Genomic DNA, 26,119 nt, shown 5'->3' on the forward strand with positions numbered 1-26,119 from the left:
GAGAGGTTCATTCCACTTGGTAAGTCCTATTGCTGGCAGGTTGCTCCTCAGCAGAGCCTACTTCCTCTTCAGATTTACAATCACAAAATAATACAATGATCCACTAAAAATCACCAACCATTTTTGGCACCATTACCTAAACTTCTAGCTTTTCAAGGCTACCTTGAGAAAGAGGCTTATTAATATACTCCTTCACATAACTATACTTTTTAGATTTGTTCACATCTTGAGGGTTAATCGAGGATGTTAGCATTACTACTTTACACTTATTTCTTGTTTGCTCAGACAGTTTTTCAAATTCATCAAGAAACTGAAATCCATCCATTAAAGGCATATCAATATCCAGAAATATAACATCTGGAAGTACTTCCTTAGAGATATCTGGAAGCTTACTTACGTTCTTTAAAAATTCAATGGCACTTTTAGCTCCGGTGTGAGTATAAATGTGTTCTGCAATATCTGCTGCTTCAATCATCTTTTGATTAATAAGATTATCAATCTCATTATCATCAATTAGCATTACAGAGTGATATTTTTTCGTTGCCATTTATTACTACATTTAGGGAAAGCTAAATATAGTTTTTAAAATAGGTTTTACAAAATAATATTATCGACACTTTAGAGTAAAAGTGCCGATAATATTATGGTTTCTTATATTGCTTATAAATCAAATTTTATTCCTTGAGCCAAAGGAAGGTCTTTTCCGTAGTTAATGGTGTTAGTTTGTCTGCGCATGTAGACTTTCCACGCATCAGAACCAGATTCCCTGCCGCCACCAGTTTCCTTTTCTCCACCGAAAGCGCCACCAATCTCAGCACCGGAAGTACCGATGTTAACATTGGCAATACCACAGTCAGAACCAGCATGAGAAAGGAAGTTCTCAGCCTCACGCATGTTTGTAGTCATAATTGCTGACGAAAGCCCCTGAACAACACCATTTTGTATTGCAATAGCCTCATCCAGCTCCTTGTATTTCATTAGGTAGAGGATAGGGGCAAAGGTTTCTTCCTGTACAATCTGAAGCTCGTTAGATGCTTCTGCAATAACTGGCTTAACATAACAGCCAGATTCGTATTCTTCCCCGGTTAACACTCCACCTTCAACGAGCACTTTACCACCTTGTTTTTCAATCTCTTCAATGGCATTTTGATACATGGCAACGGCATCTTTATCAATCAAAGGTCCCACATGATTATTTTCATCCAAAGGATTGCCAATTCTTAACTGCTTGTATGCAGAAGCGAGCTTATTCTTAACCTCTTCATACTTACTTTCATGAATGATAAGCCTTCTTGTAGATGTACACCTTTGTCCGCAAGTACCAACTGCACCAAATAAAGCTCCTGTAATGGCAACATTAAGATCGGCATTTTCAGAAATGATGATGGCATTGTTACCTCCAAGTTCTAATAATGCGCGGCCAAGTCTTGCGCCTACAGCTGCCCCAACTTTTTTACCCATTCTTATAGAACCTGTTGCAGATACCAACGGTACTCTCTTGTCAGAGGTCATTAGCTCACCAATTTTGTAATCACCATTTACGATGCAGGAAACACCTTCTGGCACATTGTTTTTGCTGAATATGTTATTGATTATATTCTGACATGCAACGCTACACAATGGTGTTTTTTCTGAAGCCTTCCAGATACAAACATCTCCGCACACCCAGGCAAGCATTGCGTTCCATGACCATACCGCTACAGGGAAGTTAAATGCTGAAATTATACCTACAATTCCAAGTGGGTGGTATTGCTCATACATTCTATGATTGGGTCTTTCAGAGTGCATAGTTAGACCATGTAGCTGTCTTGATAAACCAACCGCAAAGTCGCAGATGTCAATCATCTCCTGAACTTCGCCAAGTCCTTCCTGGTATGATTTGCCCATTTCGTAAGAAACAAGTTTTCCTAACGACTCTTTATATTTTCTTAGCTCTTCACCAATTTGACGAACAATTTCTCCACGTTTTGGTGCCGGCATTAACCTCCAGGTTTTAAATGCTTCAGCGGCAGATTGTACCACTTGCTCATACTGGCTTGCGGTAGTGGCATGTATTTTACCAATAAGTTGACCATCTACTGGAGAGTATGATGATATTACTTCTCCATCATTGGAAAGCCATTTGCTGCCAGTTGAAGTACCAGAATTTACTTCTTTTATTCCTAATTGCTGTAAAGCCTCTTGAATGCCGAAATTGTTGTTCATTTTTATATTATTTAATAGGCTGCAAAACTATTGAATGTTCTCTTAAAGGGTGTAATAAACTGCAATAAAAAAGGGAGCATTAGCTCCCTTTCAAACGTTTGAATTTCATTTTCACCAGTCTAGTCCCAAGACACCTTTATTCCCATCTCCATCAATGCCTTCAACCAATATTCCGCCACTTTTATTTTTTAAAACAAGATGCAGGTCTTCCAAGTCTATAATATCTACTTTATCAATTTTGGTAATGATAAAACCTTCTTTTAATCCTGACTCTTTCCATTTGCCTTCCTCAACTCTAATTGATTTTACACCACCTTTTAGGTCATACCTTGTCATATCATCGTTATCGGCATCTTCAAACACCGCTCCCTCGATTTGATTATCATATACATTTCTAACCATTTCTGTTGTCCCTTCAGTATTTCTCAAAGTAGCAGTTACTTTACTTTCTGTGCCATTTCTTAAATATGTCACACTGATCTCATCACCAGGTCTATTTCTAGCTACCATTTCCTGCAGTTCAGAAACGTTAGTGATAGCCTGATCATTGATGCCGATAATAACATCACCTTGCTCAAGTCCCGCTGCTTCTGCTGAGCTGTTGTCATTGACATAACTTACAAAAACACCATTGACAACACTCAATCCTTGAGCTTCCGCCAGCCGGGCGTTTACATCGCCAATTCTAATTCCAAGGAGCCCTCGTTGTACTTTTCCAAACTCCAGAAGGTCATCCATTACTTTTTTAACCAAAGTAACTGGTACGGCAAAAGAATAACCTGCATAACTACCGTTAGGAGTGGCTATGGCAGTATTAATCCCGATTAATTCACCCCTAAGGTTTACAAGTGCACCACCACTATTGCCAGGGTTAACTGCTGCATCGGTTTGAATAAATGATTCAATCTGTAAATTATTTCTATCTCTGAGAATGCCAATGTTTCTGGCTTTGGCACTAACAATACCTGCGGTTACTGTGGAATTTAGGTCAAAGGGGTTGCCAATTGCCAAAACCCACTCACCCGGTAAAATTCTATCAGAATTACCATATGACACAAAAGGCAGATCAAAGGCTTCTATTTTTAATAGTGCCAGATCTGTGGTGGGATCCGTGCCTACAAGTTTGCCAAAATAGCTTCTGTTATCAGACAAAACCACTTCTATTTCACTGGCATTTTCTATCACATGATAATTGGTTACAATAAACCCATCGTCAGACAATATTACCCCAGACCCAGAAGATTGAGCAGGCCCTCTAAAATACCCTTCCAATGCATTAAATGTTGTGCCCCCACCAGAATAAACCGATCTGATATGAACTACGGCCTCTGTAACCTTGGTGGCTGCACTTATAAAATTTAGCCCTTCCGGAATTATAGAAGTGGTGTCAATATAGTTGGTCTTTGTAATATTGGCCTTTTGCCTTTCTGAAATTGAGTTGTAATTATAGCCTCGGCTATTTTCAAAATAGGATAAAATTAGCACAGCTGAAAAGATAGCTCCCAGTGCGGAAGAGCTCAATACTATAACAAAAAGTGAACGTTTACTCATAACAAAGTCTCTAGGATTTACTTTTTAACGCAGCAAATGGACGTGAGTTTGAAAACTACTGTTTTTCTTCATAAAGTTTTTTCAATTCCAGCATTTCGTCACGCAACTGTGCGGCTTCCATAAAGTTTAATTCTTTTGCTGCTTTCTCCATCGCTTTTTGGGTTTTAACAATCATTTTTTCAAGCCCTGATTTGTCCATGTAGGCTACAACCGGATCGGCAGCAATAGATTGCTCATCTTCAATGTAATAATTGACTGATGATTTTTTTCTATCTGCAACTTTAGTCTGTCCTAATATTGACTCTTTTGATCTTAGAATAGTAGTTGGGGTAATGCCGTGCTTCTCATTGTAGGCCATTTGAAGACTGCGCCTTCTATTGGTTTCATCAATGGCAAGTTGCATTGATCCAGTAACCTTATCGGCATACATGATCACCATACCGTTGGCATTTCTGGCGGCTCTTCCTATAGTTTGAACAAGTGAGCGCTCATTTCTCAAGAATCCTTCCTTATCTGCATCTATAATAGCCACTAGGGACACCTCAGGTAAATCCAGACCTTCCCTTAATAAGTTAACACCTACCAAGACATCAAATACACCAAGTCTAAGCTCTCTCAATATCTCAACCCTATCAAGGGTATCCACTTCGCTATGAATGTAGCGACATTTGACATTCACCCTTTCAAGGTACTTTGTGAGCTCTTCTGCCATGCGCTTGGTGAGCGTAGTGATTAGCACACGCTCCTCCTTCTTGATCCTTTCATCTATTTCTTCCAAAAGATCATCAATCTGATTATGGCTTGGTCTTACTTCAATGATAGGGTCTAAAAGGCCAGTTGGGCGAATGACTTGTTCTACAATTACGCCTTCAGATTTTCTTAGCTCATATTCCGCGGGAGTAGCACTCACATATACTGCCTGATTTAACAAACCTTCAAATTCATTGAAAGTCAAAGGCCTGTTATCGAGTGCCGAGGGAAGCCTAAAACCATAATCAACCAGATTGACTTTACGTGACCTGTCACCACCCCACATGGCGCGCACCTGGGGAAGTGTTACATGGCTTTCATCAACGATCATCAGGTAATCATCAGGGAAGTAGTCAAGTAAGCAGAAGGGCCTTGCTCCAGCCTTTCTTCGGTCGAAGTACCTTGAGTAATTTTCGACACCAGAACAGTACCCAAGTTCTCTCATCATTTCCATATCAAACTCTGTTCGCTCTTTTAGCCTTTTGGCTTCGAGGTGTCTTTTTTCCGATTCAAAGAAGTTGAGTTGGGCAACCAGTTCGTCTTGAATCTCGGATATGGCGGTATGAAGAGAGTCTTTGCCCGTAACAAATAGGTTAGCAGGGAAAATGGTTATAGCCTGCTCATCTGAGAGTTTTTTTCCACTTTGCGGGTCAATCTGTTGTATAGCTTCTATTTCATCGCCCCAGAAAATAATACGATAGGCAAAATCCCCATAAGCAATAAAAATATCAACAGTGTCTCCTTTAACCCTAAAATTCCCTCTTTTAAACTCAGCTTCCGTTCGGCTATATAGGATGTCAACCAGGGCGAATAAAAGTTTGTTTCGGGGAATTGATTCGCCAACCCTAAGCTTAATAACATTTTTCCCAAACTCTTCAGGATTACCAATACCATAGATGCATGACACCGAAGCAACCACAATAATATCCCGTCTGCCTGTTAAAAGCGCAGAGGTGGCACTTAGTCTGAGTTTTTCAATTTCTTCGTTTATAGAGAGGTCCTTTTCAATGTATAAGTTGGAATTTGGAATGAAGGCCTCAGGCTGGTAATAGTCGTAATAGGAGATAAAGTACTCAACCGCATTTTCTGGAAAGAATTTTTTGAACTCTCCATAAAGCTGTGCTGCGAGGGTTTTGTTATGGCTTAACACCAGGGTTGGTTTCCCTGTTTGAGCAATAACATTGGCCATGGTAAAGGTTTTACCAGTGCCTGTGGCTCCTAATAGTGTTTGATTTTGTTCGCCACTATTGATTCCGTCAACCAATTGCTCAATTGCTTTAGGTTGGTCCCCCGTAGGTACATACTCGCTTTGTAAATTATATTCCATTCTTTAGTTGCTATTCCATATTGACCATGATTCTTCAGCCTGAAGATGTAACATTTCAAGTCCATTCTTGATGTGTGCTCCTCGATCTAACCCTTTCTTTAAAAACTCAGTGGTTTCTGGATTATACACCAAATCATATAAATAGTAATTAGAATTTAAAAGTTCATAAGGAATGTCAGGAGATGAATGAATATCTGGAGACATACCTAATGGACTGGTATTTATAACAAGTTGATATTGCGAAAAAGCCTGATTTAATTCAGAATATGTAATTTCATTTCCTTGAGGAGACCTCGATACAATTTTATGTTCGATATCCAAGTCTTCCAATGCTACTTTTACAGCTTTTGAAGCTCCTCCAGATCCAAGTATTAGTGCTTTTATCTTATAATTTTCCGGAAGCCAATTTGTCAGTGACTGTTTAAATCCATAGTAGTCGGAGTTATACCCTTTTTTTGAACCATCTTCATTTACCTTTATCACGTTTACTGCACCTATGCGCTGGGCAGATTGATCAAGGTTGTCTAAATAAGGTATAACTTCCTGTTTGTATGGAACCGTTACGTTTAAGCCAATTAGTGATTCATCTTCAAAAACCTCTTCAATAAGACTAATTGAAGGAAGTTCATACAGATCATAGTAATACTCCGTAAGGTTTAATTCTTTAAATTTTTTGGAAAAATAGGCCTGTGAAAAAGAGTGCGAGAGTTTCTTTCCTATTAGGCCAAATTTTTTCATTGATGCGGTTTTGCTCTGTAATGTGCTATTTTCTCAATCAATACTACGATAAAAACACCTAAAGCCATAAAAAGAATGGCCTGTAATAATAGGGGATATTCACCTGTTTGTCTTAGATATTCACCTGGGAGCACGTTCTCAGTAATGGTTGGAACTTGCTTTCCTTCACTATTAATTCTGAAGCCTAGAGCTATTTTCCATGGCCACACTTTGTTCAATGAACCAATCATAAATCCAGAGAGCAAAGCAACGGCTATATCGTGATAATTTCTTAAAAGCCATGATACACCTCTTGCAAAAGAAAGCAATCCTACAATACATCCTAAGGCAAAAACACCAATGACTAAAAAGTCACGCTCGGTAACAGCATTAAGTATAAATTCATACTTGCCCAAAATAAGAAGAATAAACGCTCCTGAAATTCCAGGGAGTATCATGGCGCAAATGGCGATGCATCCAGAGATGAAAACAAACCATAGAGCTTCTGTGGTCTGAGTTGGAGTGGTTACGGTTATAAAGTAGGCTATGCCAATACCAATAACCATTGGTATTAGCGTTGTTGCCTTCCATTGTTTAATTTCCCTGAGCACCAGAATAGAAGATATTATTATCAATCCGAAGAAAAATGACCATAAGGATATTGGTTCGGCCTCCAATAAGTGTTTTATTACTTTGGACAGCGTCAATAAACTTGTAAGTATTCCTAAAAACAGTGGTAATAGGAATGCCCCATTAACTTTTTTCCAAAGTGCCTTAAATTGAAACTTTGAGAGTAATTTCAAGGCTTCCAAATCACAGCTTTTTATGGAATCAAGTAGCTCAGTATAAATTCCTGTAATGAATGCAACTGTGCCGCCAGAAACACCAGGAACCACATCAGCCCCACCCATGGCAATACCTTTCAGATAGGTTAAAATCTGATTTTTAAAGCGGCCCATACGTGAAATTAATTTTCAGTAGTAGTATTTAAAAAATGGCTGAAGGTATCACCTCTTAAACCAAGTCTTATTGTCTCCAAAGGAATTACTTCATTGGGTGCTATATTACCCATGTTTACATTGGCTCCCAGTAGTTTGATAAACCATACTTGCTGAGCTTTTATAGGAGCCTCCCAGATAATCTTCTCAAAGGGTATCTTTGTCAAGATTTCCTGAACGAGACCGGACCGTACCTCGCCAGTGCTACGGAAAAGGCCTACATTACCTCCTTCGCGTGCTTCTCCAATCACTTTCCATGCTCCTGCATCAAGTTCAGCTTGCATTAAGCTAATCCATTGGTAAGGAGGGATAATTTTTTCTTCATCTTTTGATCCAACCTCAGAAAGGACGGTCACCTGATCAGACAGCTTGCTAATGTAATCACATTTCTTGTCATGATCGAGTTCTATTGAACCGTCAGATACTTCAGCATATGCTAAGTCATATTTATCCAGAACCTTGCGGTAGTCGTCAAACTGATTTCTAACTATGAATGCTTCGAAAAGAGTGCCACCAAAATAGACTGGTATACCTGCTTCCTTGTATACCTTAAGTTTATCTTTAAGGTTAGGCGTTACAAATGACGTGCCCCAACCCAGTTTTACAATATCAACATATTCTCCACTAACACTGATAAAATCTTCAACTTCTCTTACACTTAGGCCTTTGTCCATAGCCATAGTAAAGCCAAACTGCCTGGGCTTTTTGGTACGCTCAGGAATGTTATTCAAACTGTAATTCATTAGGAATTTTCTTTTCTAAATTGTTCAATTATTTTGTACAATGCCTTTTGGGTTTCCAGTTGAGGGAAAAATTCAAACAGCACCTCATGATTATCGAAGTCCAAAATTAGAGCATTTTCTAAATAATTAAAGGCTTCCTTGTATTTACCTGCTGCAATAAGGTATGCAGTGATTCTATAGAAGTAGTCTGATTCATCAGGAAGTTCCTCTAAACCATTGATCATCAGGTCAATAGCTTTTTCGTATTCGCCCTGATCATAATATATAAATGACCAATCGAGCCAGATTTCTTTATCTTCAGGGCTAAGCATACTTGCTTCTTGGTAAGCATCTATACTAGAGATGATATTACCAATATTAAACTCAGCCTTAGCCACTGATTTCCAATATATTGGATTTTCATAGTCAAGCTTAAGTGCCTTATTGAAGAAATGTAGCGATTGATACCATTTCTGTTGTTTTTCAAGGCATTTTCCAGCCCCATACCAAGCTTCATCATACAGATTATCTAACTTGGTGGCTTTTTGAAAATATTTTAAACCAAGTTCATGTTGCTCCATTCCCTCGTAAGTGGTGGCCATTTGGCAGTATACTTCAGCACTTGGGCCTTCAATATCAATTGTTGATTTATATGAATCGAGTGCCTTACTATAGGCCTTCATTTGAAGGTAGGTGTTGCCCATGTTATAGTAAGCTGAAGCAAAGTTTTCTTCAATAGCAATAGCATATTCATAGGACGAAATGGCCTCGTCATATTGACCTAACTTGTTATAAACTATACCTAAATTATACCAGGCTGCCTGCGAGTATGGGTCTGCATCTATGAATTGTTTGTAATAAGCTATGCTGCTTTCCAACTCACCACATACATCAAGGCAATAGGCAAGTTCATACAATGCCCCATCGTGGTAAATATTTTCTTCTATTGCATTTTTATACGCATCTATAGCTTCATCAAATTGCTCCATGCTCTGATAGACTAATCCTAAGCTATAGTATGCTTCGTCTTTTTCTTCAGCAAAAACCAATGCTTGTTGATAACTCTCAATGGCCTCATCATATTCTCCGGTAAGAGATAATATGGATCCTTTCATGAGATAGATCTCACCATCATTAGGCTGGTATGCTTCTGCCTTATTTAATTGATCCAATGCTTCTTCAAACTTTTCCATATTGCTCAGTATTTGAGCTTTTATAATCAAAAGTTCTGTAGAAAAGGGGTACTGCTCTTCAGCCATATTTGCAGCAACTAGAGCTTGCCCATATTTGCCCATGTCTTGATAATGAGCAATTATATTTTCAAATCCGTCTAGTTCGAAAAAGTGGCTGGCCTTGTTTTTTTGATGTTCTTCGAAGCGCTTGATTAGTTCGTCTACTTCTTTTTTCTTCTTGAAGTTTTTAGCCATTGAGCGTATAGAGAAAGTTTAATGAATATAACGAAAAAATATTTTCATTTATACTTCATTAGTTGTAAAGTTTTGATTTTTGCTCTTTAATTTTCGAGCATGTCCATTCTATGGAATCTGACAAGTCTGCAAAGTTAATATTTAATTCGTTTTTAGCTTTTGTGTTATCAAAATAAATCTCGCTTTTGGTAAGTCTGGCTGTTTCGGTGGTGATGATAGTTTTCTTTCCAGTAATTAGTGATCTCAGTTTGTCTAAGAACATTCCAATTTTAAGTAGAAATGAGTTTGATTTGATGTGAGGAGGTTTCTTTCCGAAACCCTTAGCGATCAAATCAAAAAGTTCTTTGTATGTGGTTATGCCACCATTAACAATATATCGCTCTTTTGTTTTCTTTAGTTTCAGGCATTGAAGCGCAGCCTTGCAAACATCCCTTACATCAACATAGTTGACTTTCCCCATAGGGTAAAAAGTGCTTTCTTTCCAGACATAGCTAAATAGCTGGCTACTACTTTTTGCGCCAACTCCAGGAGCCAAAATTACAGATGGGTTAATCATTGCGGCAGTTAAGCCTTCTTCTATGCCACGCCAGACCTCTAGTTCAGCATAATATTTAGAGGTAGCATAATTGCTATTCCATTTTGATTCTTGCCATTTATTATCCTCGGTAACAGTACCAAACCCTGTTAACCTTCCTAATGCAGCTACTGAGCTTATTTGCAGGAAGTACTCAATGTTTTTATCCAAGGCTAAGTTTACCATATTGGCAGTCCCTTCAACATTCACCTTATTCATCAAAGCCTTATCTGTTTGATGAAATGAGACCACGGCTGCGCAATGAATTATTGATTTCACATTTGTTAAATCATCAGCAAATGATTCAGGGTTTAGAATATCTCCATTTACAACTTTAAGTTTGTCAAGATAGCCGTCTAACAAGAAAGTTTTGCTACCTTCTCTAATTAGGGCTTTAACGCTGTGTCCTTCATCAATTAGTGACTTACAAATATGACTTCCTAAAAGTCCGTTTGCTCCGGTTACAAAAATCATAGTTCGTAATTTAATAAAGGTAGCTCTAAAGCTTTTCTAAAATACTTTGTTTTTCGAGAGGACTCAAGTACCTCAAAGTGTTTATGATTGTGACAGTCACTACCTATAAAGTGGACCACTTTGGCATCAATTAATTTTTGAGCAAAAATCTTTATAGGTTTTGAATAATAACCTGATAGCGAGTTGATATTAATTTGAAAGAGCACTTGCCTGTTAATTAAATCTTCCAAAAGCACAGAATTGTTTTGAAGGTAGGAGTATCTCTCTGGATGAGCTAGCACAGGGTTGATGCCAATGGATTTTGCTTTGAAAATAAACTCCTTCAAGTATAAAGGTTCATTCATAAAAGATGTTTCAAACAGAAGATAGTTATTGCCAAAAGTTAGAAATTCTTCCTCCTTATTTGATAAACGCTCAATTAATTGATCATCTAAATAATACTCTGCAGCAAGTTCTAATGAAATATTGATTTGATTCTCTTTAATTTTCTCTTTTAAGGATTCATGAATTCTTTTTAGGTCAGACTCCTTGTTATCGTAGAAGTCGCTCATAATATGAGGTGATGTTATCACCTTTTTATATCCAATAGCTTCAAATCTCTTTAGTAAATCAAGTGATTCATCAAATGATTGAACACCATCATCTACACCAGGTAATAAGTGAGAGTGCAGATCAACTCCTAATTCTGGAATTGCAACTTCTTTTTTTTTGAATATGTTAAACACTATTTCTTGATCAATTTCTTAATCAGCGATTGAGGTTTATCTGATTGGTCTTCATAATAACCATAACCATAGCCATAATTTCCGGAGCGCAATAGAGGTAATGCATTTAAAACAACGGCTATATTTTTGAATTGGTTAACTGAAATAAGCCTATTCAGGGTTTTCATAAATGCTGTTTGCGAGTAATTAGCTCTTACAATATACATTGCTAAGTCAGCTTTTTTCATGGCCAGTATACCATCGGTAACCAAACCGACAGGAGGTGTGTCTAGAATGACAACATCGTATTCAGTTTTTAGCTTCATCAATAGCGTATCAAATTCCCCATTTAATAATAATTCTGATGGGTTTGGAGGCGTTGGTCCGGCACTAATATAATCTAAACCCTCAATCCTTGACTTAGTGATACACTCTGAATAAGTGTGTTTATTAATTAGGATTGTACTTATTCCCTGGTTAGGGTTTTCATTTCCAAAGGACATATGAACGCGGGGTTTTCGCATGTCCAAATCAAGAACAATAACCTTCTTTTTTGATAGTGCTATAATGGCTCCCAGATTGACAGCGACAAAGGTTTTTCCCTCTCCACCAACCGTAGAAGTAACAGATATCACTTTCTGGGGTGTTTTAGGAACCATAAAATCTATGTTTGTTCTTATTGATCTAAGGGACTCACTCACTGCTGACTTTGGTTTTTTATCCACAACTAAGGCAGTGTTTTCAAGTTTTTCTTTTTCTTCCGGAACATGGCCGAGAATAGGTGCATTAGATAATTTCTCTAATTCATGAATTGTTGAGATTTTATTATGAAGAAGGTACCTGATTCCTACAAAGAAAAAGCTGAATACAAGACCTGCAACAAGACCAATTCCATGAATAATTAGCTTGTCAGGAGATATTGGTGTTTTACCCAAAGTAGCACTTGATAATATTTTGAATTGAGTGGTAGTACCTGCCTGAGCTATTTGATATTCAGCTTTGCTTTGCATTAATGAAAGATAGAACTCTTCATATAGCTCAAAATAACGCTGATTTTTATTGTATTCAGTACTCTTGCCTGGGAGCTCAACAAAATTCTTTTGAAGTCTTGCTTTTTGGTTTTGCAGATCCTTCAAATCTGCATCGTATTTACTTATTAAAGACTTTATTTGATTGATCAGGTTGCTTTTTATGTTATTGATTTCTTCTTCTATGCTCGTAAGTGCAAAAGTGGATTCAGTATAAGAAAGCTTCAGCTTATCTCTTTCTGCGGAAAGCTTAATTAGACTTTCAATTGATTCTGAAATGAATTTTGGAAATTGAACTGGGTTGATTTCAGCAATAACGTCAAGCATATTATTTTCCAGACTTTTCAAAATGGCAGTTGCATTTGCTGTCATCTTGGTGATTTCATACCGTTGCGAATCAATTTCATTTATAAATTTGATTGTCCGCTCTAAGTCTGCATCAAGGTTGTTAGTTCTATTCTCTATAGTGAAGTTTTCAAAGTAATCTTCAAAACCTTCAAGTTGATTTTCTATGTTTTTTAATTCGTTATTAAGCCAGTTTATTTTCTGAATATTTTCCCTGTTTTTTTCCTCTTGGCTATAACTTAAGTAAATGCTATCAATAGCATTGACCAGATCGCGTGCTTTTAACGCATTGTAGTCACTAAGAGTAATTCTAATGGTATTTGCATTAAGGTTAAGCGGAACAACAGTTAGGTTATTTTCCAAATATCTAATTAGTGCCTCGTCACTATTTAAGATGAAATAGTGTTGGCTGAAGGCCTTAGGATCCAGATATTCTGTAGCAAAAACTACAAATTCAACATCTTCAGTCATCACTGGCTGCCCAAATTGATACATTTCGCCTTCGCCCTGGTTATTATTGAAGTTTATTCTATAAGATTTTTCATCTATAAGGTCAACGAATATTTTTTTATCAAGTACTGAATTGTTCTTCAAATCGTATTCTACCACAAAAGGTGAGGTCTTGTATTTCTCATCATCCAAAACATTCCCGATAGTATAGTATGAAATGTCCAAATCGAAATTCTCAATTACTTTATTGAAGAATAATTTTGATCTGATAAGCTCAATTTCGCCAGAAATAATGTTTAAATTTTGATTTTCACCGAGGGTTGTTAATCCTAATTCAGAGGCATTGGTCTCAACATCTAATTTTAGTTCTGAGCTTGATTCATAAAGTGGTTTTGTCCATCTGATAAATAAATAAGCCGTTAAGTTTGTGATGAAAAAGATAAATAAAATCCAGAAAACGCTTTTCCTAAGGACATCAAGTCCCTTGTCTATATCTATGCCGTCATAGCTGGATGCGTTGCTATTTTCCATGTTACCTGACACTTATTAAAACAGCAACTAAAGAAACTAAGCTTGTGAAAATCGATATTACTTGACCATTCTCTCTTATAAATTCTGAAAAAGGTCTTCTTACCGGCTCAATATAAACCACATCACCAGGCTCCATCATAATATTACCAGATTGATAGCCCTCGATGGTCGTAAGATCAACTACAAAGGCAGCATTATCCCTTAATATTCTGATATTGTGCCCTTTTCCATAATTATCTATGCCACCACTTAGAGCTATAACTTCAACAAGAGTGGTATTTTCATTTTCTAACGGAATAACTTGGCCTCCGGCAGATCCAAGAACAATTACTCTTTTGTTTAGGAAGTTTATATTAACGAAAGAACTTTTGTAAAACTTCTCATATTCCTTTTGAAGAATCTCTTCAGCTTCATGTAATGTCTTTCCTTGAAGTTCAACTTCTCCTACCATAGGGGCTTTTACAAAGCCATCATTGCGAACCAAGTACTTTAATTTGGGCCTTAACCTTTCTGAGTTAATGTTAGTATTTGCGAGTTGGAAATCAGGATCTATTATTTTTTCACCATTTTTAGTGAATACTTCCAATGTAAGATAATCGCCAATTTCAATGATTCTATTGCTGTTGAGTTCTAGTTTTTTGGGATCTGGGCCAGTTAATTGATCAGATTTAAACAGAATGTTTTGCTTATAGGAACTACAGGCGGAAAGCAACAAGGCAAGCACGGTTATTTTCAACCAATTATTTAGCATAACACAGTCTAAAAAATATTTGTTTAGCATCTCCAACTAGGTGAAGTTATACTAAAGTAGTACGTCAAACGTTGGCAGAAAAATATTTAGGATAATAATTCTTGGATGGTATTGAGATATTTTTTGATCACAATCTTCTCATCAAACTGATTTTCAACCTTCTTACGGCCGTTCAATCCAAGACTTTTGAGCTCATCATCATTAAAAGAGGCCATAATTTCCAGCTTTTTTGCCAGGTCTTCTGGGTCTTTCATTTTGCACAACAGACCATTTATCTGATGATCAACAACATCCCTACAACCTGGCACATCGGTAGTTACAATCGGTTTGCCAGAGCTGGCTGCCTCAAGAAGACTTTTTGGAGTGCCCTCTCTATAGGATGGCAAAACCACGCAATCAGCATTGTTTATAAATTCCCTTACATCTTCAACTTTACCTAAATACTCAATAGTATTTGATGAAATCCATTCATCAATAATTTCTTCTTTAATACCTCTTTTATGCTCGGTATCCTTTGCACCTAAAATCTGGAATTTAGCATCCATGCCTTTAGCTTTCAAAAGTCTTATGGCCTCAATATATTCCAGAATTCCTTTATCATGGATCAATCGTGAGATTAGAAGGAAAGTGAACTTATCATTTCTTTTAAAGTCACTTTGCACAAATCTGGAGAGGTCTATACCCGAACCAGGAAGTATATCGGCTATTTTCTCATCAACAAGACCATTTTTTATAAAAAGCCTTTTGTCATTTTTGTTTTGGAAGAACACCTTCTTAGGATACTTGAAACTAACCCTATACATCCAAGATGCTACTTTTGAAACGAAATTCTTTTTAAGAAAAACAGTACCAAGGCCACAGACATTATTTACAGCTGGTATATTAAGCCATCTGCAGGCAATGGAACCATAAATATTAGGTTTGATTGTATAATGTAAGGCTACATCAGGCTTCACCCGCTTATAAATTTTAATTAACTCAAATACTAACCCAAGATCCTTAAGTGCGTTAGCACCACGGCTATCCATGGTTAGTTCGTGAAATTCACATCCTTGAGCAATAATTTTATCAGAATACTCATCTCTTGGGGCAATTACAACCACTTGGTGATTTTCTTCTTGCAAGGCTTTGATTAACCCCATTCTGAAATTGTAGACATTCCATGAGGTATTTAAAACTATTGCAATCTTCATACAGGCCAACTCTAATGTTTTAAATCATTTAAGATGAATTGTGGATAACTTCGAACATCTTTGCAAAGTGAATATTACCACAACCAACTTTTGCTTAATTGTCAAATTTATGAAAAAGTAACCTGTCTAGTATTAAGTTGGGGTTAAATATTACATGTAATTTATCTTGAATGCGTTGCATTTTATGAAGAATACCCATAAAACAAAATTAAAAAAGGAAAAAGCAATATTAGTTGCGGTCAGTGAGAAGCAAGTTCATGAGAGTATTGTGGATGAGCATCTTGCTGAACTGGAGTTTTTGGCTAAAACCGCTGGTATTAAGACAGTTAAGATTTTTAAACAAAAGCTGGATAAACCGGATGTTCGATCTTTTGTTGGTAAGGGAAAGCTAGAAGAAATTAAGGCTTACATTATTGATCAGGAAATTAAAGCTGTAATTTTTGATGACGACCTTACACCATCTCAATTAAGAAATCTGGAAAAAGATTTGGAAGTTAAGATTTATGACAGGAGTTTGTTAATACTTGATATCTTTCTTTTAAGAGCTCAAACAGCACAGGCCAAAACGCAGGTTGAGTTGGCGAGAAACCAATATCTACTGCCAAGACTTACCAGAATGTGGACTCACCTTGAACGACAAAGAGGTGGAACAGGAACCCGTGGTGGAGCAGGAGAGAAAGAGATAGAGACTGATAAAAGGAATATTAGAAATCAAATATCTGTTCTTAAAGGCAAGCTCGAGAAAATAGAGAAACAAAATGAAGTCCAAAGGAAGTCAAGAGGCAGTGTTGTACGTGTGGCATTGGTTGGATATACTAATGCGGGTAAATCAACCCTTATGACATTGCTATCAAAAAGTAATGTAAAAGCTGAGAATAAACTTTTTGCAACAGTCGATGCAACTGTGAGAAAAGTAGTATTAAATATGATACCCTTTTTACTTTCGGATACAGTAGGGTTCATTAGAAAACTTCCCCACCATTTAATTGAGTCTTTCAAATCGACATTGGCTGAAGTTAAAGAGGCAGATATATTGTTACATGTGGTTGATGTGGCTCACCCGGCTTATGAGGATCATATAGAAGTGGTTAGGGAAACATTAAAGGATATTGGTGCTTCTGAAAAACCAACCATTTACATCTTTAACAAAGTGGATCTTTTGCAAAAGGAAGAAAATTCGGATGAGCTGCTAGCGGGTATCAATGCATTTTATAAACAGTTGGAAGATAAGGATAAGGATGTGGTGTTTGTCTCGGCAGAGCAAAAAACAAATATTGATGAGTTAAGAGATAAGATTTATAGAAAAGCAAAGAAAAGGCACCTACAGATTTTTCCTAATTATCTGAAAGATCAGTACTATTGAGTCAAATAATCGATATTTTATTTGATTTATGTATTTTTGTGGACTTTAAAATTTTTGCCTGTGTGACAGGCTGATTATGGCCTCTTAGTTCAACGGATAGAATAGAAGTTTCCTAAACTTTAGATCCAGGTTCGATTCCTGGAGAGGCCACTTAATCTTATCATACCTGAGACCCGATTCTTAGCAAATCTGAATACACCCCTCTGGCAGTAACTTCTGCACCTGCACCTGCACCTTGAATAACCATAGGCTGTTCTCCATAACCCTTGGTATAGATTTCAAAAATAGAGTCTGCATTTTTTATATTTCCTAAAGGTGAATTTTTAGAGGCCTTCATCAATGAAACCTTTAAAGTTCCTGCAGTTGTATCTAAATCGCCAACATACCTTAGTACTTCGTCAGTCTCAAGCCCGTTCTTTATCTCTTCATAGTGCTGATCAAGAATCTCTTTTTGGCCAATAAAGGCTACATAATCATTGGCATTGCTTAGCTCATCTGGGATAAGGCTTCCAATTTCTACATCCTCAAATTCACAAGTCATACCCACTTCCCTGGCCAATATCAAAAGCTTTCTTGCCACGTCCATACCGCTAAGATCTTCTCTGGGATCAGGCTCCGTAAAACCTTTGGACTTTGCTTCTTCTAAAACTTTGCTAAAATCTTTGTTTGATACAGAATACTCATTAAAAATATAGCTTAAAGAACCGCTGAACACCCCTTTTATCCTTGTTACCTGATCCGATGAGTTATGTAGGTGCTTGAGTGTATCAATAATAGGTAAGCCGGCTCCGACATTAGTCTCATAAAAGAAATGTCTGGCCCTCTTTTTTAAATCTGAACGCAGCTCTTTGTAAAAACTGTAGTCGATGGAATTTGCCTTCTTATTTGAAGCAACAATGTCAATGCCATATCGCATAAAAGTTGGGTAGAGGTTTGCCACTTCCAGACTTGATGTATTATCAGCTATCACGATATTTTCAAGACCAGTTTCGCTCAGGTTCTTTAATATTTCATTGAAGTTATTAGAGTGCTGAGAGTTCTTTAGCTCTTCTCTCCAGTTGGTAGATAGCCCATTTTCATTGATGATATACCTCTGACTATCAACCACCCCGATAACATTGATCTTCAAACCACGCTGATCAATCATCGATTCCTTGGTTTCCAAGATTTGATCAATAAGCTTACCACCAACGGTTCCTTTACCAATGGCAAAAAGGTTAAGTGTCTTTATGGCTCCGAATACCTGATTATGCACCACATTCATGGCTTTTTTAAGCCTTTTACTATCAATGACCAGTGAAATGTGTTCTCCGCTGATACTATTACTAATCAGGTGCATCCAGATTTTATTTCTCCGAAGTCCTTGAATTGCTTTTTCTAAAGCGAAATTATGTCTACCAACAATGGCAATTATGGCCATATCACTATTGACTCTTATGGAAGATATTTCACCAGTTTCTAATTCAACCTGAAACTCCTTATTCAAAGCTAATTCGGCATTGGTGGCATTTTCAGTATCAATGATGAATCCAATACCTCTTTCTGATGATGCCTGAGAGATTAGTCTCACGCTAATTTCATCTTTGCTTAAGGCATTGAAAATCCGTGCATCTATACCTACTTTCCCCAACATTCCCTTGCCTTCAATACTCACCAAAGAGACATTTTCAACAGCAGAAACTGCTTTTATTCCTTTTCCTGATCCGTTTTTATCAATTAATGTTCCGGTGTTAGCGGGTGTGTTTGTGTTTCTTATAATAAGAGGAATGTCATTATACAATAGCGGCAGAATTGTTTTTGGGTGTAGAATATTAGCTCCAAAGTTGGCCAGCTCATTGGCTTCCTTATAGCTAATATGTTCCAGTTTTACAGCATTACTTACATATTTTGGGCTGGCACTATAGATACCATCAATGTCTGTCCAGTTTTGCACTTCTGCTGCTTTTATAAAGCTGGCTATTATTGTTGCAGTATAGTTGCTTCCATTTCTACCGAGTGTAATGGTTTCACCTTTTTTGTTTTTAGCAATGAAACCGGTAATTACTGGTATAAACGAGGGCTTTATTTTAGAAAAATATTCAGCTACATTTTTTCTTGAGTTGAAAAAGTCTATTTCAGCATTGCCATCAACCACTTCTGCCTCAAGTAAATCCCTGGCATCAACAAAGCCAGCATTTACTCCTATTTTTTTTAAAGCGTATGCTATTGCCTTGGCACTAATAATTTCTCCGAAGGACAGTATTTTATCCCTTATTGCATTAGAAGGGATTTTAATAATACTAAGTGCTTTTAGGAAATCCTCTAACTCAGTTTTTTCGCTGTCAAAATTGAAATCTACATCCTCTAATTTTTGTAGCTCAAAGAAGGATTCTAAGCTTTGGGAATAGTCCTTTCCACTAGCTGCTTGCTGATATATACTTTGCAACAAGTCAGTACTTTCTCCTCTTGCCGAAACTACAACAGCCAGGCTTTTACTATTGGATTCGCTTTTTATAATCTCCAGCACATTATTCAAAGTAGAACCATTTTTTAAGGACTTTCCACCAAACTTCAATACTGTCCTTTCCTGGCTTTTACCATAATTTAATGTGTCATAAAAACCTTTGATTTTATTAATGATCTGATCTGTTTCTATGAGGAAGCCATCATGGCCAAATTCAGACTCAATTTCCTGAAAGCTTGAATTGGGAATATGCTCCGCCATGAACCTTTGAAAACGAACAGGAATCAATGTGTCTGAGCTTATTCCGATAATAAGGGTTGGAATTTGTATCTCACTCAAGGCCTTCACTTCGCCACCTCTGTTTCTGCCAATATGGTGACTGTCAAGACATTTTGTTAAGTAGTAATAGCAAAGTGCATTAAACCTGTTTACAAATTTTTCGCCCTGATATTGCATATAGCTAGATGATTTAAAATCATCTACTTTTTCCTCAATATCGGTTTGGGTATTTATAAAAGCATTGGATGTTCTGTATGTTAATAGTGCCATTGATCTGGCTGCTTTCATACCTGCCACACCACCGTCTTCAGTACCAAAACTTGGGTCTGACTGCATAGCTATTCGCTGAGACTCATGTACGGCAATACCCCAGGCAGATTCTTTGGAGCATGATGCCACAAGAATTAAGTGGTCAATTGTGCCTTTGAAAGAATAGCTGAATTCCAATGCCTGATTGCCACCAAATGAACCACCAATGGCTGTATGGATTTTATGTATATCCAAATGTTCAGCAAGAAGCTGCTGAGATTTTACAACATCACGGACTGAAAATTGAGGAAAATCCAAGTCGGTTGGTTTTGTGCTGCCATATGGGGAGCCTATTGAGTTCGCACAGATTATAAAATAGTCTTTAGGGTCATAAAACCCGCCATCGCCAAATAACTTAGGCCACCAATCTAGCACATCGGTATTCGCAGAAATTGAATGAAAAACCCAAATAACATTTGAGCCATCAGCATTTCTATCACCGAATGTGTGGTATGCTAGTTTGAGGTTATTAATAACCTTTCCATTTTCCAATTCAAATGGATTTTCAAAATTGTAATACTGAAGTTCTTGCATTATTTAGACTTTGTTAGTGCCTGGTCAATATCTGAGATAATATCATCGATATGTTCCAACCCTACTGAAAAACGTAAAAAACCTGGTGTTATGCCTACTTTTAACTGATCCTCTAAGCTCATTTTTGAGTGAGTAGTAGAAGAGGGGTGTGTAGCAATACTTCGTGTGTCACCAAGATTAGCTGTCAACGAGAGCATATTTAACGAGTTTAAAAATTTAGTGCCTCGCTCAAGACCTCCTTTAATTACGCACCCTACAAGTCCACCACCTTTGGTCATTTGCTTTTTGGCCAAATCATATTGAGGATAGGATTCGTGGTGTGGATAAACTACTACTTCAATAGCCTCATGACCTGATAAAAAATCGGCAAGAGCAGAGGCATTATCGCAGTGCCTGTCCATTCGCACGGCAAGCGTCTCTAAACTCTTTGAAAGCACCCAGGCATTAAATGGGGATAAACTGGCTCCTGTTCTACGGATGTAGTCGTAACATATTTTCACATACTCTTCACTTCCGAGAATTGCTCCTCCTAAAACCCTGCCTTGCCCGTCAATATATTTGGTGGCAGAGTGTATAACTAAGTCGGCTTTGTAATGAACTGGTTTCTGAAGGTATGGAGTTGCAAAACAGTTATCTACAGAGAATATGATATCATTTTCTTTGCAGAGGTCACCGATGAATTCCAAATCCGCTGATTTCAAGGTTGGATTTGATGGCGTTTCCACATAAATCATTCTAGTGTTTGGGCGAATGGCCTTTTTGTAAGATTCATTATCATCAACATCCACAAAAGTGTGCTCAATGCCCATGTTGGGAAACACATTGGTCAGCACATATCTGGAATTACCAAAAATTGCCCCTGAAGAAACAATGTGGTCACCTGACTTTAAAAGTGCGGCCATACTATTAAACACTGCAGCCATGCCCGAGGCGGTAGCTACGCCAGCTTCACATTCTTCCAAAAGGCAGAGTTTGTCAATAAACTCATCTGTATTAGGGTTGGAAAATCTTGAATATAAATTTCCTTCAACCTCATTATTAAATAGCTGTGCACCATGCTCAGCTGAATCAAAAGTAAAGCTCGATGTCATGTAGATAGGTGCGGAGTGCTCTTTTTGAGCAGTCTTTTCCATCTGAGTGCGTATTGCTAGTGTTTCAAATTTGTCTCTTTTCATAATAGAAAATATTAATTGAAATCCTCACGGATATTCCATTAGCATTTAATAAATCATCATGAAAAGTTTCGTAAGACAGGCCTTTGATTGATAGGCCAAAAGAGTATCGGAAAATTCTTCTGACTTATCTCTATTGCATAGTTTGCAATTGGAATTAGCACCTTCTTAATGACTAAGGGTTGCTAAGGTTTCAAAGGGCCAATCCCTCCACCTTTCTCGATAAGTTATGTAAATGAACGTTTTGTTAGAACGATGCAAATATATGGCTGTTTTTCTCATTTCCCATTAAATAACTAAAAGTTAATTGCGATTCAATAATCCGAACGTCCTCAGACCTCTTCAAACAGGCTAATGGAAGCGGAAATTGAATAAACTAATTGTAAAGACAATTTTTAGTGCCGCTTAAATGTGTTAGTAGCTAATTTTCAGCTTCTTACGTTGTAAATGAGAGATTTTCATGCTAGCTTATAAATTTAAATACCTTTAAAAATGGCTACAGAAAGAAAATTTCATCAACAGAGCATTTCAAAAGCTCCAACACTGGTTGGGTTCCTCAGTAATTTTAATGCCTATACCATAAGTTGGTTTCTACTATCCAGTGCAGTTACTGCTGTGTACGGTTACTATTTTCAAAAGGCAACATTAGAAAATGTTGGGGTGTTAAAATGGGCTGCAACATTAACAGGTGAGTTCATCATTTTTGCTGTAATCGTTGGTGTCATTATTCTTTTCATCCATGATAAAAGGCAGACTGAGAATCCAATTCAACGATTGTTTCCAGTTATAATCTGGGGAAGGAAGATGCTTGTGAAAATGGGGCCATTGTTACGTCAATACCTCTTTCTCAACGATCAGGAAGAAACACCCTATAACAGAATAACCAGAAACTGGGTGCATGAAACTTCCAATGGTGTAAGAAATACCATTGGCTTCGGTAGCCAAATTGATATGGATAAAGTAGGCACTACATTGATAATGCCAGCAACATTTACCAATACTAAAATTAAAACAGGAGAGGAGACAGGTAGAACCTATAAGAAAATAATAGGGAAGCATACAGGAGTGGAACCGGTTGTTTTAAATCATTTTGTTCATATAAGTGCGATGTCTTACGGTGCATTGTCTTACAGAGCTCATGCGGCACTCAATAAGGGAGCAAAAATGGCGGGTATTTTCCATAATACAGGCGAAGGATCACTGGCGCCTTGTCATGAATATGGAGGTGGGGATTTGATATTTCAAATAGGAACAGCCAAGTACGGCATAAGGGATGAAGAGGGTAATATGGATGATAAGTTACTTGAGCAGATGGCTAATCACCCCCAGGTTAAGATGTTTGAAATTAAGTTGGCTCAAGGAGCTAAGCCTGGTAAAGGCGGAATGCTTTTGAAGGAAAAAATTACCGAGGAAATTGCCAACATCAGGAAAATACCTATGGGCAAGGATGCCTACGCGCCAGCACGTCACAAGGAGTTTAGTGATGTTGATGGACTTTTTGATTTTATAGATCATGTTAGAAAGATCACCAAAAAGCCTACTGGTATAAAAATGGTAATAGGCCATACTGCTGAGATAGAAGCCATAGCGGACAAAATGAGCAAAGAGCCCGGTAGAGGTCCTGACTATATTGTAATTGATGGTGGTGATGGCGGTACTGGAGCAGCACCTTATGTACTTAGCTCTTATTCTGGCTTACCAATGAAACAAGCACTAGCTGTGGCGGATTGGGCCTTTAAAAGACACAAGGTGCGTGATAAGGTGGTGATTTTTGCTAGTGGTAAGGTAGCTACCCCAATTGAAATAGCTGTAGCCATGGCGCTGGGCGCGGATGCCATATATATGGCCAGAGGGTTTATGTTATCATTAGGCTGTATCCAAGCCTTGGAGTGTCATACCAACAATTGCCCAACAGGTATTGCAACTCAAAACAGGCGTTTGGAAAAGGCTTTGGATATTGAAGCCGCAGCTAAACGTGTAGCTACTTATGCTGATGCACTGTATAAAGAAACACAAATGCTTGCCGAGTCTTGCGGTTATGAAACACCTAGCGACATTACTCCTGATGATATAATGGTGGTGACTTCTCCTGGGCATTTGGATTACCTTTCTGAGCTTCACGGCATTTCTGCTTATGAAGCCAGCCTGGAACGCAAGAAAGCCAAAGAAAGAGGTATGACTGTCGGGGAAATGAAGATGCAGGAGGATGAAGTTTAGGGTTGTGGCTTTATAAACAACACTATCAGGCTTTTTGGAGTATAATAAATCATGCTTAAAAACTTATTGCTGTTTGCTATTTCATTAGTGGTTTTAATATTTTTTGAATCAGCTCAACAGTATTACTATATAGACTCATTTGACCTGCATCCGCAAGGAACAATCGTCACCTTTGGAGAGATTTTAAACCTCCAGTTGGTTTGGTGGATGGTGTGGTCAGCTATAGCTGCCGGACTCTTTTATTATCTATTTAACCATCCTATAGAAAATTTTAATGGTAAATCTTTATTAAGATTGTCAGGTTTAGTAATAGCCACTTTTTTAATTACTGTTACAATGTATGCGGTGATACAAGTCTTCAAAAGTGGAGGTGAAGTTTCTTTTATTGAAGTTGTGATATTTAAAGTGTTTCAGAAAGCTCCCATCGGCCTTATTGCCTATGGTTTTATGGTCATCATGGTTCACCTTTATCTCAACAAAAGAGAGTTTGAGGTGCTGGTTGAAAACATGACAACTCTGGAAGATGAGATGAAGGAAATAAAGGAGAGCCAGAGTATCAAGGTTTTGTCAACTAAGATTGGTGATTCAAGGCAGGTAATAAAGCTTGATGAGATTGTGCAAATAGAAGCTAATGACTACTGTGTGGATGTTCATACTTCAGGAGGTAAAAAATATGTAATGCGAACATCCTTAAAAACATTAGAAAAAAAGCTGCCTGCTTACTTTTTCAGAATCCATAGAAGGCATATTGTTAACCTTAACTATGTGCAGGCATTTAATAACAATGGTATTTCAGAGGTGATTCTTAAAAATCAGGAGAAGGTGCAAGTCGCTAAAAGTAGAATAAAGGAGTTTAATACTGCCCTTAGCATTTAATCCTCTAAATGACCAACACTTTCCATTTAATCACCTTTTGAAATTTGCAGCGGATTCAGAGCTTTCAGTTATTACAGGTTCAATTAATGAAGGATATTTAGTTCGTTTTGATACGGTAGGAGAAGCCGAAGTCTACGAAGTAGTCGTTCTGATTGTTGTTATCACCATATCCGGTAGAAATATCAACTGCCAAGTCTTTGTTGATCAAATAGCCAATACCCGTATCGAACCGGGTGGTTAGCTCGCTTTCCTGAAAGATGCCATAGTTTTCTACAAACCCTCGTAGTTTTTCGGTAAGGGCAAAGCTCAGATTGAGGGTGTAAAAGGTAAATTGTTTTCCTGTTGAGCCGCTCCATTGAGTCCCTAAGTTTGAGGTAAGAGCTACTGATTTATAGAGCCTCATGCCCAATATTAAAATGAGGCGAGGTGAAAGATATTCTGGTTCGTAATCGCTGCTTACGGTTTTTAGTCCTACACCACCCTGAATGCCGAGAGATGGTTTGCCAGAAGCTGCATTATCTATGAGGTTAGCTCTTAGCCCGACATTCCATAAGTTGATACCACTAGAATTAATTTCAGAGTCACCTATTTCTATGGATTGGTTGCTATATGAGAAGGCTGATCTAATTTCAAACCTTTCCGATACACCATATCTTAGCGAGTTCAATTGTGTCACTACATTACCATAAAGATCGGCTTCATCATTATCTAAGGTTAGAATATTAAGACCTGACTGAATTTGAAAGATCGATTTTCCAGTAGTGAAAGGTCCCACAGATTTTCCGGGCCGGGCAGTTCTTATGGTCTCATTGTATTGGGCTTTGGCGCTAAAGCACACGAAAAGGAGGTATAAAATGGATATTATTTTTAATGGAGGTTTATGAAAATCAGGGGTGTACATTTAGTTATTCAATATATGACTTTAAACAAAATGCGCCAATCAAAGCATCAAATAAAAAAGGAGAGTTATAACTCCCCTTTTCTATGATCTATTTTTTCTCCTCGGTGAGCGAATTCAATAACATACCCATCTATTTTATCAGATATCTGATCTTTGCTTTCGCATAAGTATAGCTGCTTGCAGATTTCCTGGATTTCTTCTTTCGAAAATTTCTCTCTAATTATTGGTGTTAGAAATGCATTGATAATATCTAATTTTTCATCTGCAGTCATAAGTTG

The 26,119-nt window shown here is 37.5% G+C and carries 20 protein-coding genes, 1 tRNA gene and 1 riboswitch; of the genes, 4 read left to right on the forward strand and 17 right to left on the reverse strand.

The features are described from left to right. Positions 1-136 precede the first annotated feature (136 nt). From RIB54_RS07115 to RIB54_RS07175, 13 genes are all read right to left on the reverse strand, one after another. Positions 137-547: a response regulator gene (locus RIB54_RS07115; protein WP_350068025.1), complete on the reverse strand. Its 411-nt coding sequence runs from the start codon at positions 545-547 to the stop codon at positions 137-139. 113 nt (positions 548-660) lie between these two features. After that, complete coding sequence (amaB, locus tag RIB54_RS07120; protein WP_350100069.1) at positions 661-2,205, reverse strand: L-piperidine-6-carboxylate dehydrogenase; 1,545 nt, start codon at positions 2,203-2,205, stop codon at positions 661-663. A gap of 111 nt (positions 2,206-2,316) precedes the next feature. Further along, positions 2,317-3,756 (reverse strand): S1C family serine protease, encoded by a 1,440-nt coding sequence (locus RIB54_RS07125; RefSeq protein WP_350100071.1) that lies wholly within the window; start codon positions 3,754-3,756, stop codon positions 2,317-2,319. Between the two features lie 55 nt (positions 3,757-3,811). Continuing rightward, on the reverse strand, positions 3,812-5,833 hold the full coding sequence (gene uvrB / locus RIB54_RS07130; protein WP_350100073.1) for an excinuclease ABC subunit UvrB: 2,022 nt from the start codon (positions 5,831-5,833) through the stop codon (positions 3,812-3,814). Positions 5,834-5,836: 3 nt separating this feature from the next. Then, positions 5,837-6,571, reverse strand: coding sequence for a shikimate dehydrogenase family protein (locus RIB54_RS07135; protein WP_350100075.1), 735 nt, complete (start codon positions 6,569-6,571; stop codon positions 5,837-5,839). Next, positions 6,568-7,509 carry a polyprenyl-phosphate transporter gene (locus tag RIB54_RS07140; RefSeq protein ID WP_350100077.1) on the reverse strand — a complete coding sequence of 314 codons (942 nt, stop codon included), beginning with the start codon at positions 7,507-7,509 and terminating at the stop codon, positions 6,568-6,570. The genes RIB54_RS07135 and RIB54_RS07140 overlap by 4 nt, the downstream gene beginning before the upstream one ends. A gap of 8 nt (positions 7,510-7,517) precedes the next feature. After that, positions 7,518-8,291, reverse strand: coding sequence for a phosphosulfolactate synthase (locus tag RIB54_RS07145; protein WP_350100079.1), 774 nt, complete (start codon positions 8,289-8,291; stop codon positions 7,518-7,520). Continuing rightward, positions 8,291-9,697, reverse strand: coding sequence for a tetratricopeptide repeat protein (locus RIB54_RS07150; protein WP_350068038.1), 1,407 nt, complete (start codon positions 9,695-9,697; stop codon positions 8,291-8,293). The genes RIB54_RS07145 and RIB54_RS07150 overlap by 1 nt, the downstream gene beginning before the upstream one ends. Positions 9,698-9,755: 58 nt before the next feature. Beyond that, the gene (locus RIB54_RS07155) at positions 9,756-10,745 is read right to left on the reverse strand and encodes an NAD-dependent epimerase/dehydratase family protein (RefSeq protein WP_350100081.1); all 990 of its coding nucleotides are present in this window, start codon (positions 10,743-10,745) and stop codon (positions 9,756-9,758) included. Continuing rightward, positions 10,742-11,470: a tyrosine-protein phosphatase gene (locus RIB54_RS07160; protein WP_350068041.1), complete on the reverse strand. Its 729-nt coding sequence runs from the start codon at positions 11,468-11,470 to the stop codon at positions 10,742-10,744. Before RIB54_RS07160 ends, RIB54_RS07155 begins: the two co-directional genes overlap by 4 nt. Next, a complete protein-coding gene (locus tag RIB54_RS07165) occupies positions 11,470-13,803 on the reverse strand; it encodes a GumC family protein (RefSeq protein WP_350100083.1) in 2,334 nt (777 codons plus the stop codon). The genes RIB54_RS07160 and RIB54_RS07165 overlap by 1 nt, the downstream gene beginning before the upstream one ends. Before the next feature lies 1 nt (position 13,804). Continuing rightward, entirely contained in the window at positions 13,805-14,554 is a 750-nt protein-coding gene (locus RIB54_RS07170; RefSeq protein ID WP_350100085.1) for a polysaccharide biosynthesis/export family protein, read from the reverse strand. 86 nt (positions 14,555-14,640) lie between these two features. Further along, positions 14,641-15,747 carry a glycosyltransferase family 4 protein gene (locus RIB54_RS07175; RefSeq protein ID WP_350068044.1) on the reverse strand — a complete coding sequence of 369 codons (1,107 nt, stop codon included), beginning with the start codon at positions 15,745-15,747 and terminating at the stop codon, positions 14,641-14,643. A 184-nt stretch (positions 15,748-15,931) separates the two neighbouring features. On the opposite strand from RIB54_RS07175, the gene hflX reads away from it, so the two are divergent. Further along, the gene (gene hflX, locus RIB54_RS07180) at positions 15,932-17,110 is read left to right on the forward strand and encodes a GTPase HflX (protein WP_350100087.1); all 1,179 of its coding nucleotides are present in this window, start codon (positions 15,932-15,934) and stop codon (positions 17,108-17,110) included. 78 nt (positions 17,111-17,188) lie between these two features. Further along, positions 17,189-17,260: transfer RNA gene (locus RIB54_RS07185), tRNA-Arg, on the forward strand. A gap of 10 nt (positions 17,261-17,270) precedes the next feature. Here RIB54_RS07185 and thrA read toward each other — a convergent pair. Next, the gene (thrA, locus tag RIB54_RS07190) at positions 17,271-20,675 is read right to left on the reverse strand and encodes a bifunctional aspartate kinase/homoserine dehydrogenase I (RefSeq protein ID WP_350100089.1); all 3,405 of its coding nucleotides are present in this window, start codon (positions 20,673-20,675) and stop codon (positions 17,271-17,273) included. Beyond that, the gene (locus tag RIB54_RS07195) at positions 20,675-21,850 is read right to left on the reverse strand and encodes a trans-sulfuration enzyme family protein (RefSeq protein ID WP_350100091.1); all 1,176 of its coding nucleotides are present in this window, start codon (positions 21,848-21,850) and stop codon (positions 20,675-20,677) included. Before RIB54_RS07195 ends, thrA begins: the two co-directional genes overlap by 1 nt. Positions 21,851-21,971: 121 nt before the next feature. Then, a riboswitch (SAM riboswitch) is annotated at positions 21,972-22,076 on the reverse strand. Positions 22,077-22,339: 263 nt separating this feature from the next. On the opposite strand from RIB54_RS07195, the gene RIB54_RS07200 reads away from it, so the two are divergent. Together RIB54_RS07200 and RIB54_RS07205 are read left to right on the forward strand one after the other, a co-directional pair. Beyond that, positions 22,340-24,064 (forward strand): glutamate synthase-related protein, encoded by a 1,725-nt coding sequence (locus RIB54_RS07200; RefSeq protein ID WP_350100093.1) that lies wholly within the window; start codon positions 22,340-22,342, stop codon positions 24,062-24,064. Between the two features lie 51 nt (positions 24,065-24,115). Further along, the gene (locus RIB54_RS07205) at positions 24,116-24,940 is read left to right on the forward strand and encodes a LytR/AlgR family response regulator transcription factor (RefSeq protein ID WP_350100095.1); all 825 of its coding nucleotides are present in this window, start codon (positions 24,116-24,118) and stop codon (positions 24,938-24,940) included. Positions 24,941-25,037: 97 nt separating this feature from the next. On the opposite strand, the gene RIB54_RS07210 is transcribed toward RIB54_RS07205, so the two are convergent. Together RIB54_RS07210 and RIB54_RS07215 are read right to left on the reverse strand one after the other, a co-directional pair. After that, positions 25,038-25,841, reverse strand: a complete 804-nt coding sequence (locus tag RIB54_RS07210; protein WP_350100097.1) for a transporter — start codon at positions 25,839-25,841, stop codon at positions 25,038-25,040. Positions 25,842-25,906: 65 nt separating this feature from the next. Next, positions 25,907-26,113, reverse strand: a complete 207-nt coding sequence (locus RIB54_RS07215; RefSeq protein WP_350065930.1) for a hypothetical protein — start codon at positions 26,111-26,113, stop codon at positions 25,907-25,909. Between the last annotated feature and the right edge of the window lie 6 nt (positions 26,114-26,119).

Origin of the sequence: Fulvivirga sp. (genome assembly GCF_040218215.1) — a bacterium.
GTDB lineage: Bacteria > Bacteroidota > Bacteroidia > Cytophagales > Cyclobacteriaceae > Fulvivirga.

What these genes read in the sequence shown, in the direction of transcription:
- uvrB (WP_350100073.1), bottom strand. Translation starts at nt 5,833, where the DNA reads ATGGAATATAATTTACAAAGCGAGTATGTACCTACGGGGGACCAACCT.
- RIB54_RS07170 (WP_350100085.1), bottom strand. Translation starts at nt 14,554, where the DNA reads ATGCTAAATAATTGGTTGAAAATAACCGTGCTTGCCTTGTTGCTTTCC.
- RIB54_RS07135 (WP_350100075.1), bottom strand. Translation starts at nt 6,571, where the DNA reads ATGAAAAAATTTGGCCTAATAGGAAAGAAACTCTCGCACTCTTTTTCA.
- RIB54_RS07210 (WP_350100097.1), bottom strand. Translation starts at nt 25,841, where the DNA reads ATGTACACCCCTGATTTTCATAAACCTCCATTAAAAATAATATCCATT.
- RIB54_RS07175 (WP_350068044.1), bottom strand. Translation starts at nt 15,747, where the DNA reads ATGAAGATTGCAATAGTTTTAAATACCTCATGGAATGTCTACAATTTC.
- RIB54_RS07165 (WP_350100083.1), bottom strand. Translation starts at nt 13,803, where the DNA reads ATGGAAAATAGCAACGCATCCAGCTATGACGGCATAGATATAGACAAG.
- RIB54_RS07125 (WP_350100071.1), bottom strand. Translation starts at nt 3,756, where the DNA reads ATGAGTAAACGTTCACTTTTTGTTATAGTATTGAGCTCTTCCGCACTG.
- thrA (WP_350100089.1), bottom strand. Translation starts at nt 20,675, where the DNA reads ATGCAAGAACTTCAGTATTACAATTTTGAAAATCCATTTGAATTGGAA.
- RIB54_RS07150 (WP_350068038.1), bottom strand. Translation starts at nt 9,697, where the DNA reads ATGGCTAAAAACTTCAAGAAGAAAAAAGAAGTAGACGAACTAATCAAG.
- hflX (WP_350100087.1), top strand. Translation starts at nt 15,932, where the DNA reads ATGAAGAATACCCATAAAACAAAATTAAAAAAGGAAAAAGCAATATTA.
- amaB (WP_350100069.1), bottom strand. Translation starts at nt 2,205, where the DNA reads ATGAACAACAATTTCGGCATTCAAGAGGCTTTACAGCAATTAGGAATA.
- RIB54_RS07195 (WP_350100091.1), bottom strand. Translation starts at nt 21,850, where the DNA reads ATGAAAAGAGACAAATTTGAAACACTAGCAATACGCACTCAGATGGAA.
- RIB54_RS07155 (WP_350100081.1), bottom strand. Translation starts at nt 10,745, where the DNA reads ATGATTTTTGTAACCGGAGCAAACGGACTTTTAGGAAGTCATATTTGT.
- RIB54_RS07205 (WP_350100095.1), top strand. Translation starts at nt 24,116, where the DNA reads ATGCTTAAAAACTTATTGCTGTTTGCTATTTCATTAGTGGTTTTAATA.
- RIB54_RS07115 (WP_350068025.1), bottom strand. Translation starts at nt 547, where the DNA reads ATGGCAACGAAAAAATATCACTCTGTAATGCTAATTGATGATAATGAG.
- RIB54_RS07200 (WP_350100093.1), top strand. Translation starts at nt 22,340, where the DNA reads ATGGCTACAGAAAGAAAATTTCATCAACAGAGCATTTCAAAAGCTCCA.
- RIB54_RS07215 (WP_350065930.1), bottom strand. Translation starts at nt 26,113, where the DNA reads ATGACTGCAGATGAAAAATTAGATATTATCAATGCATTTCTAACACCA.
- RIB54_RS07140 (WP_350100077.1), bottom strand. Translation starts at nt 7,509, where the DNA reads ATGGGCCGCTTTAAAAATCAGATTTTAACCTATCTGAAAGGTATTGCC.
- RIB54_RS07145 (WP_350100079.1), bottom strand. Translation starts at nt 8,291, where the DNA reads ATGAATTACAGTTTGAATAACATTCCTGAGCGTACCAAAAAGCCCAGG.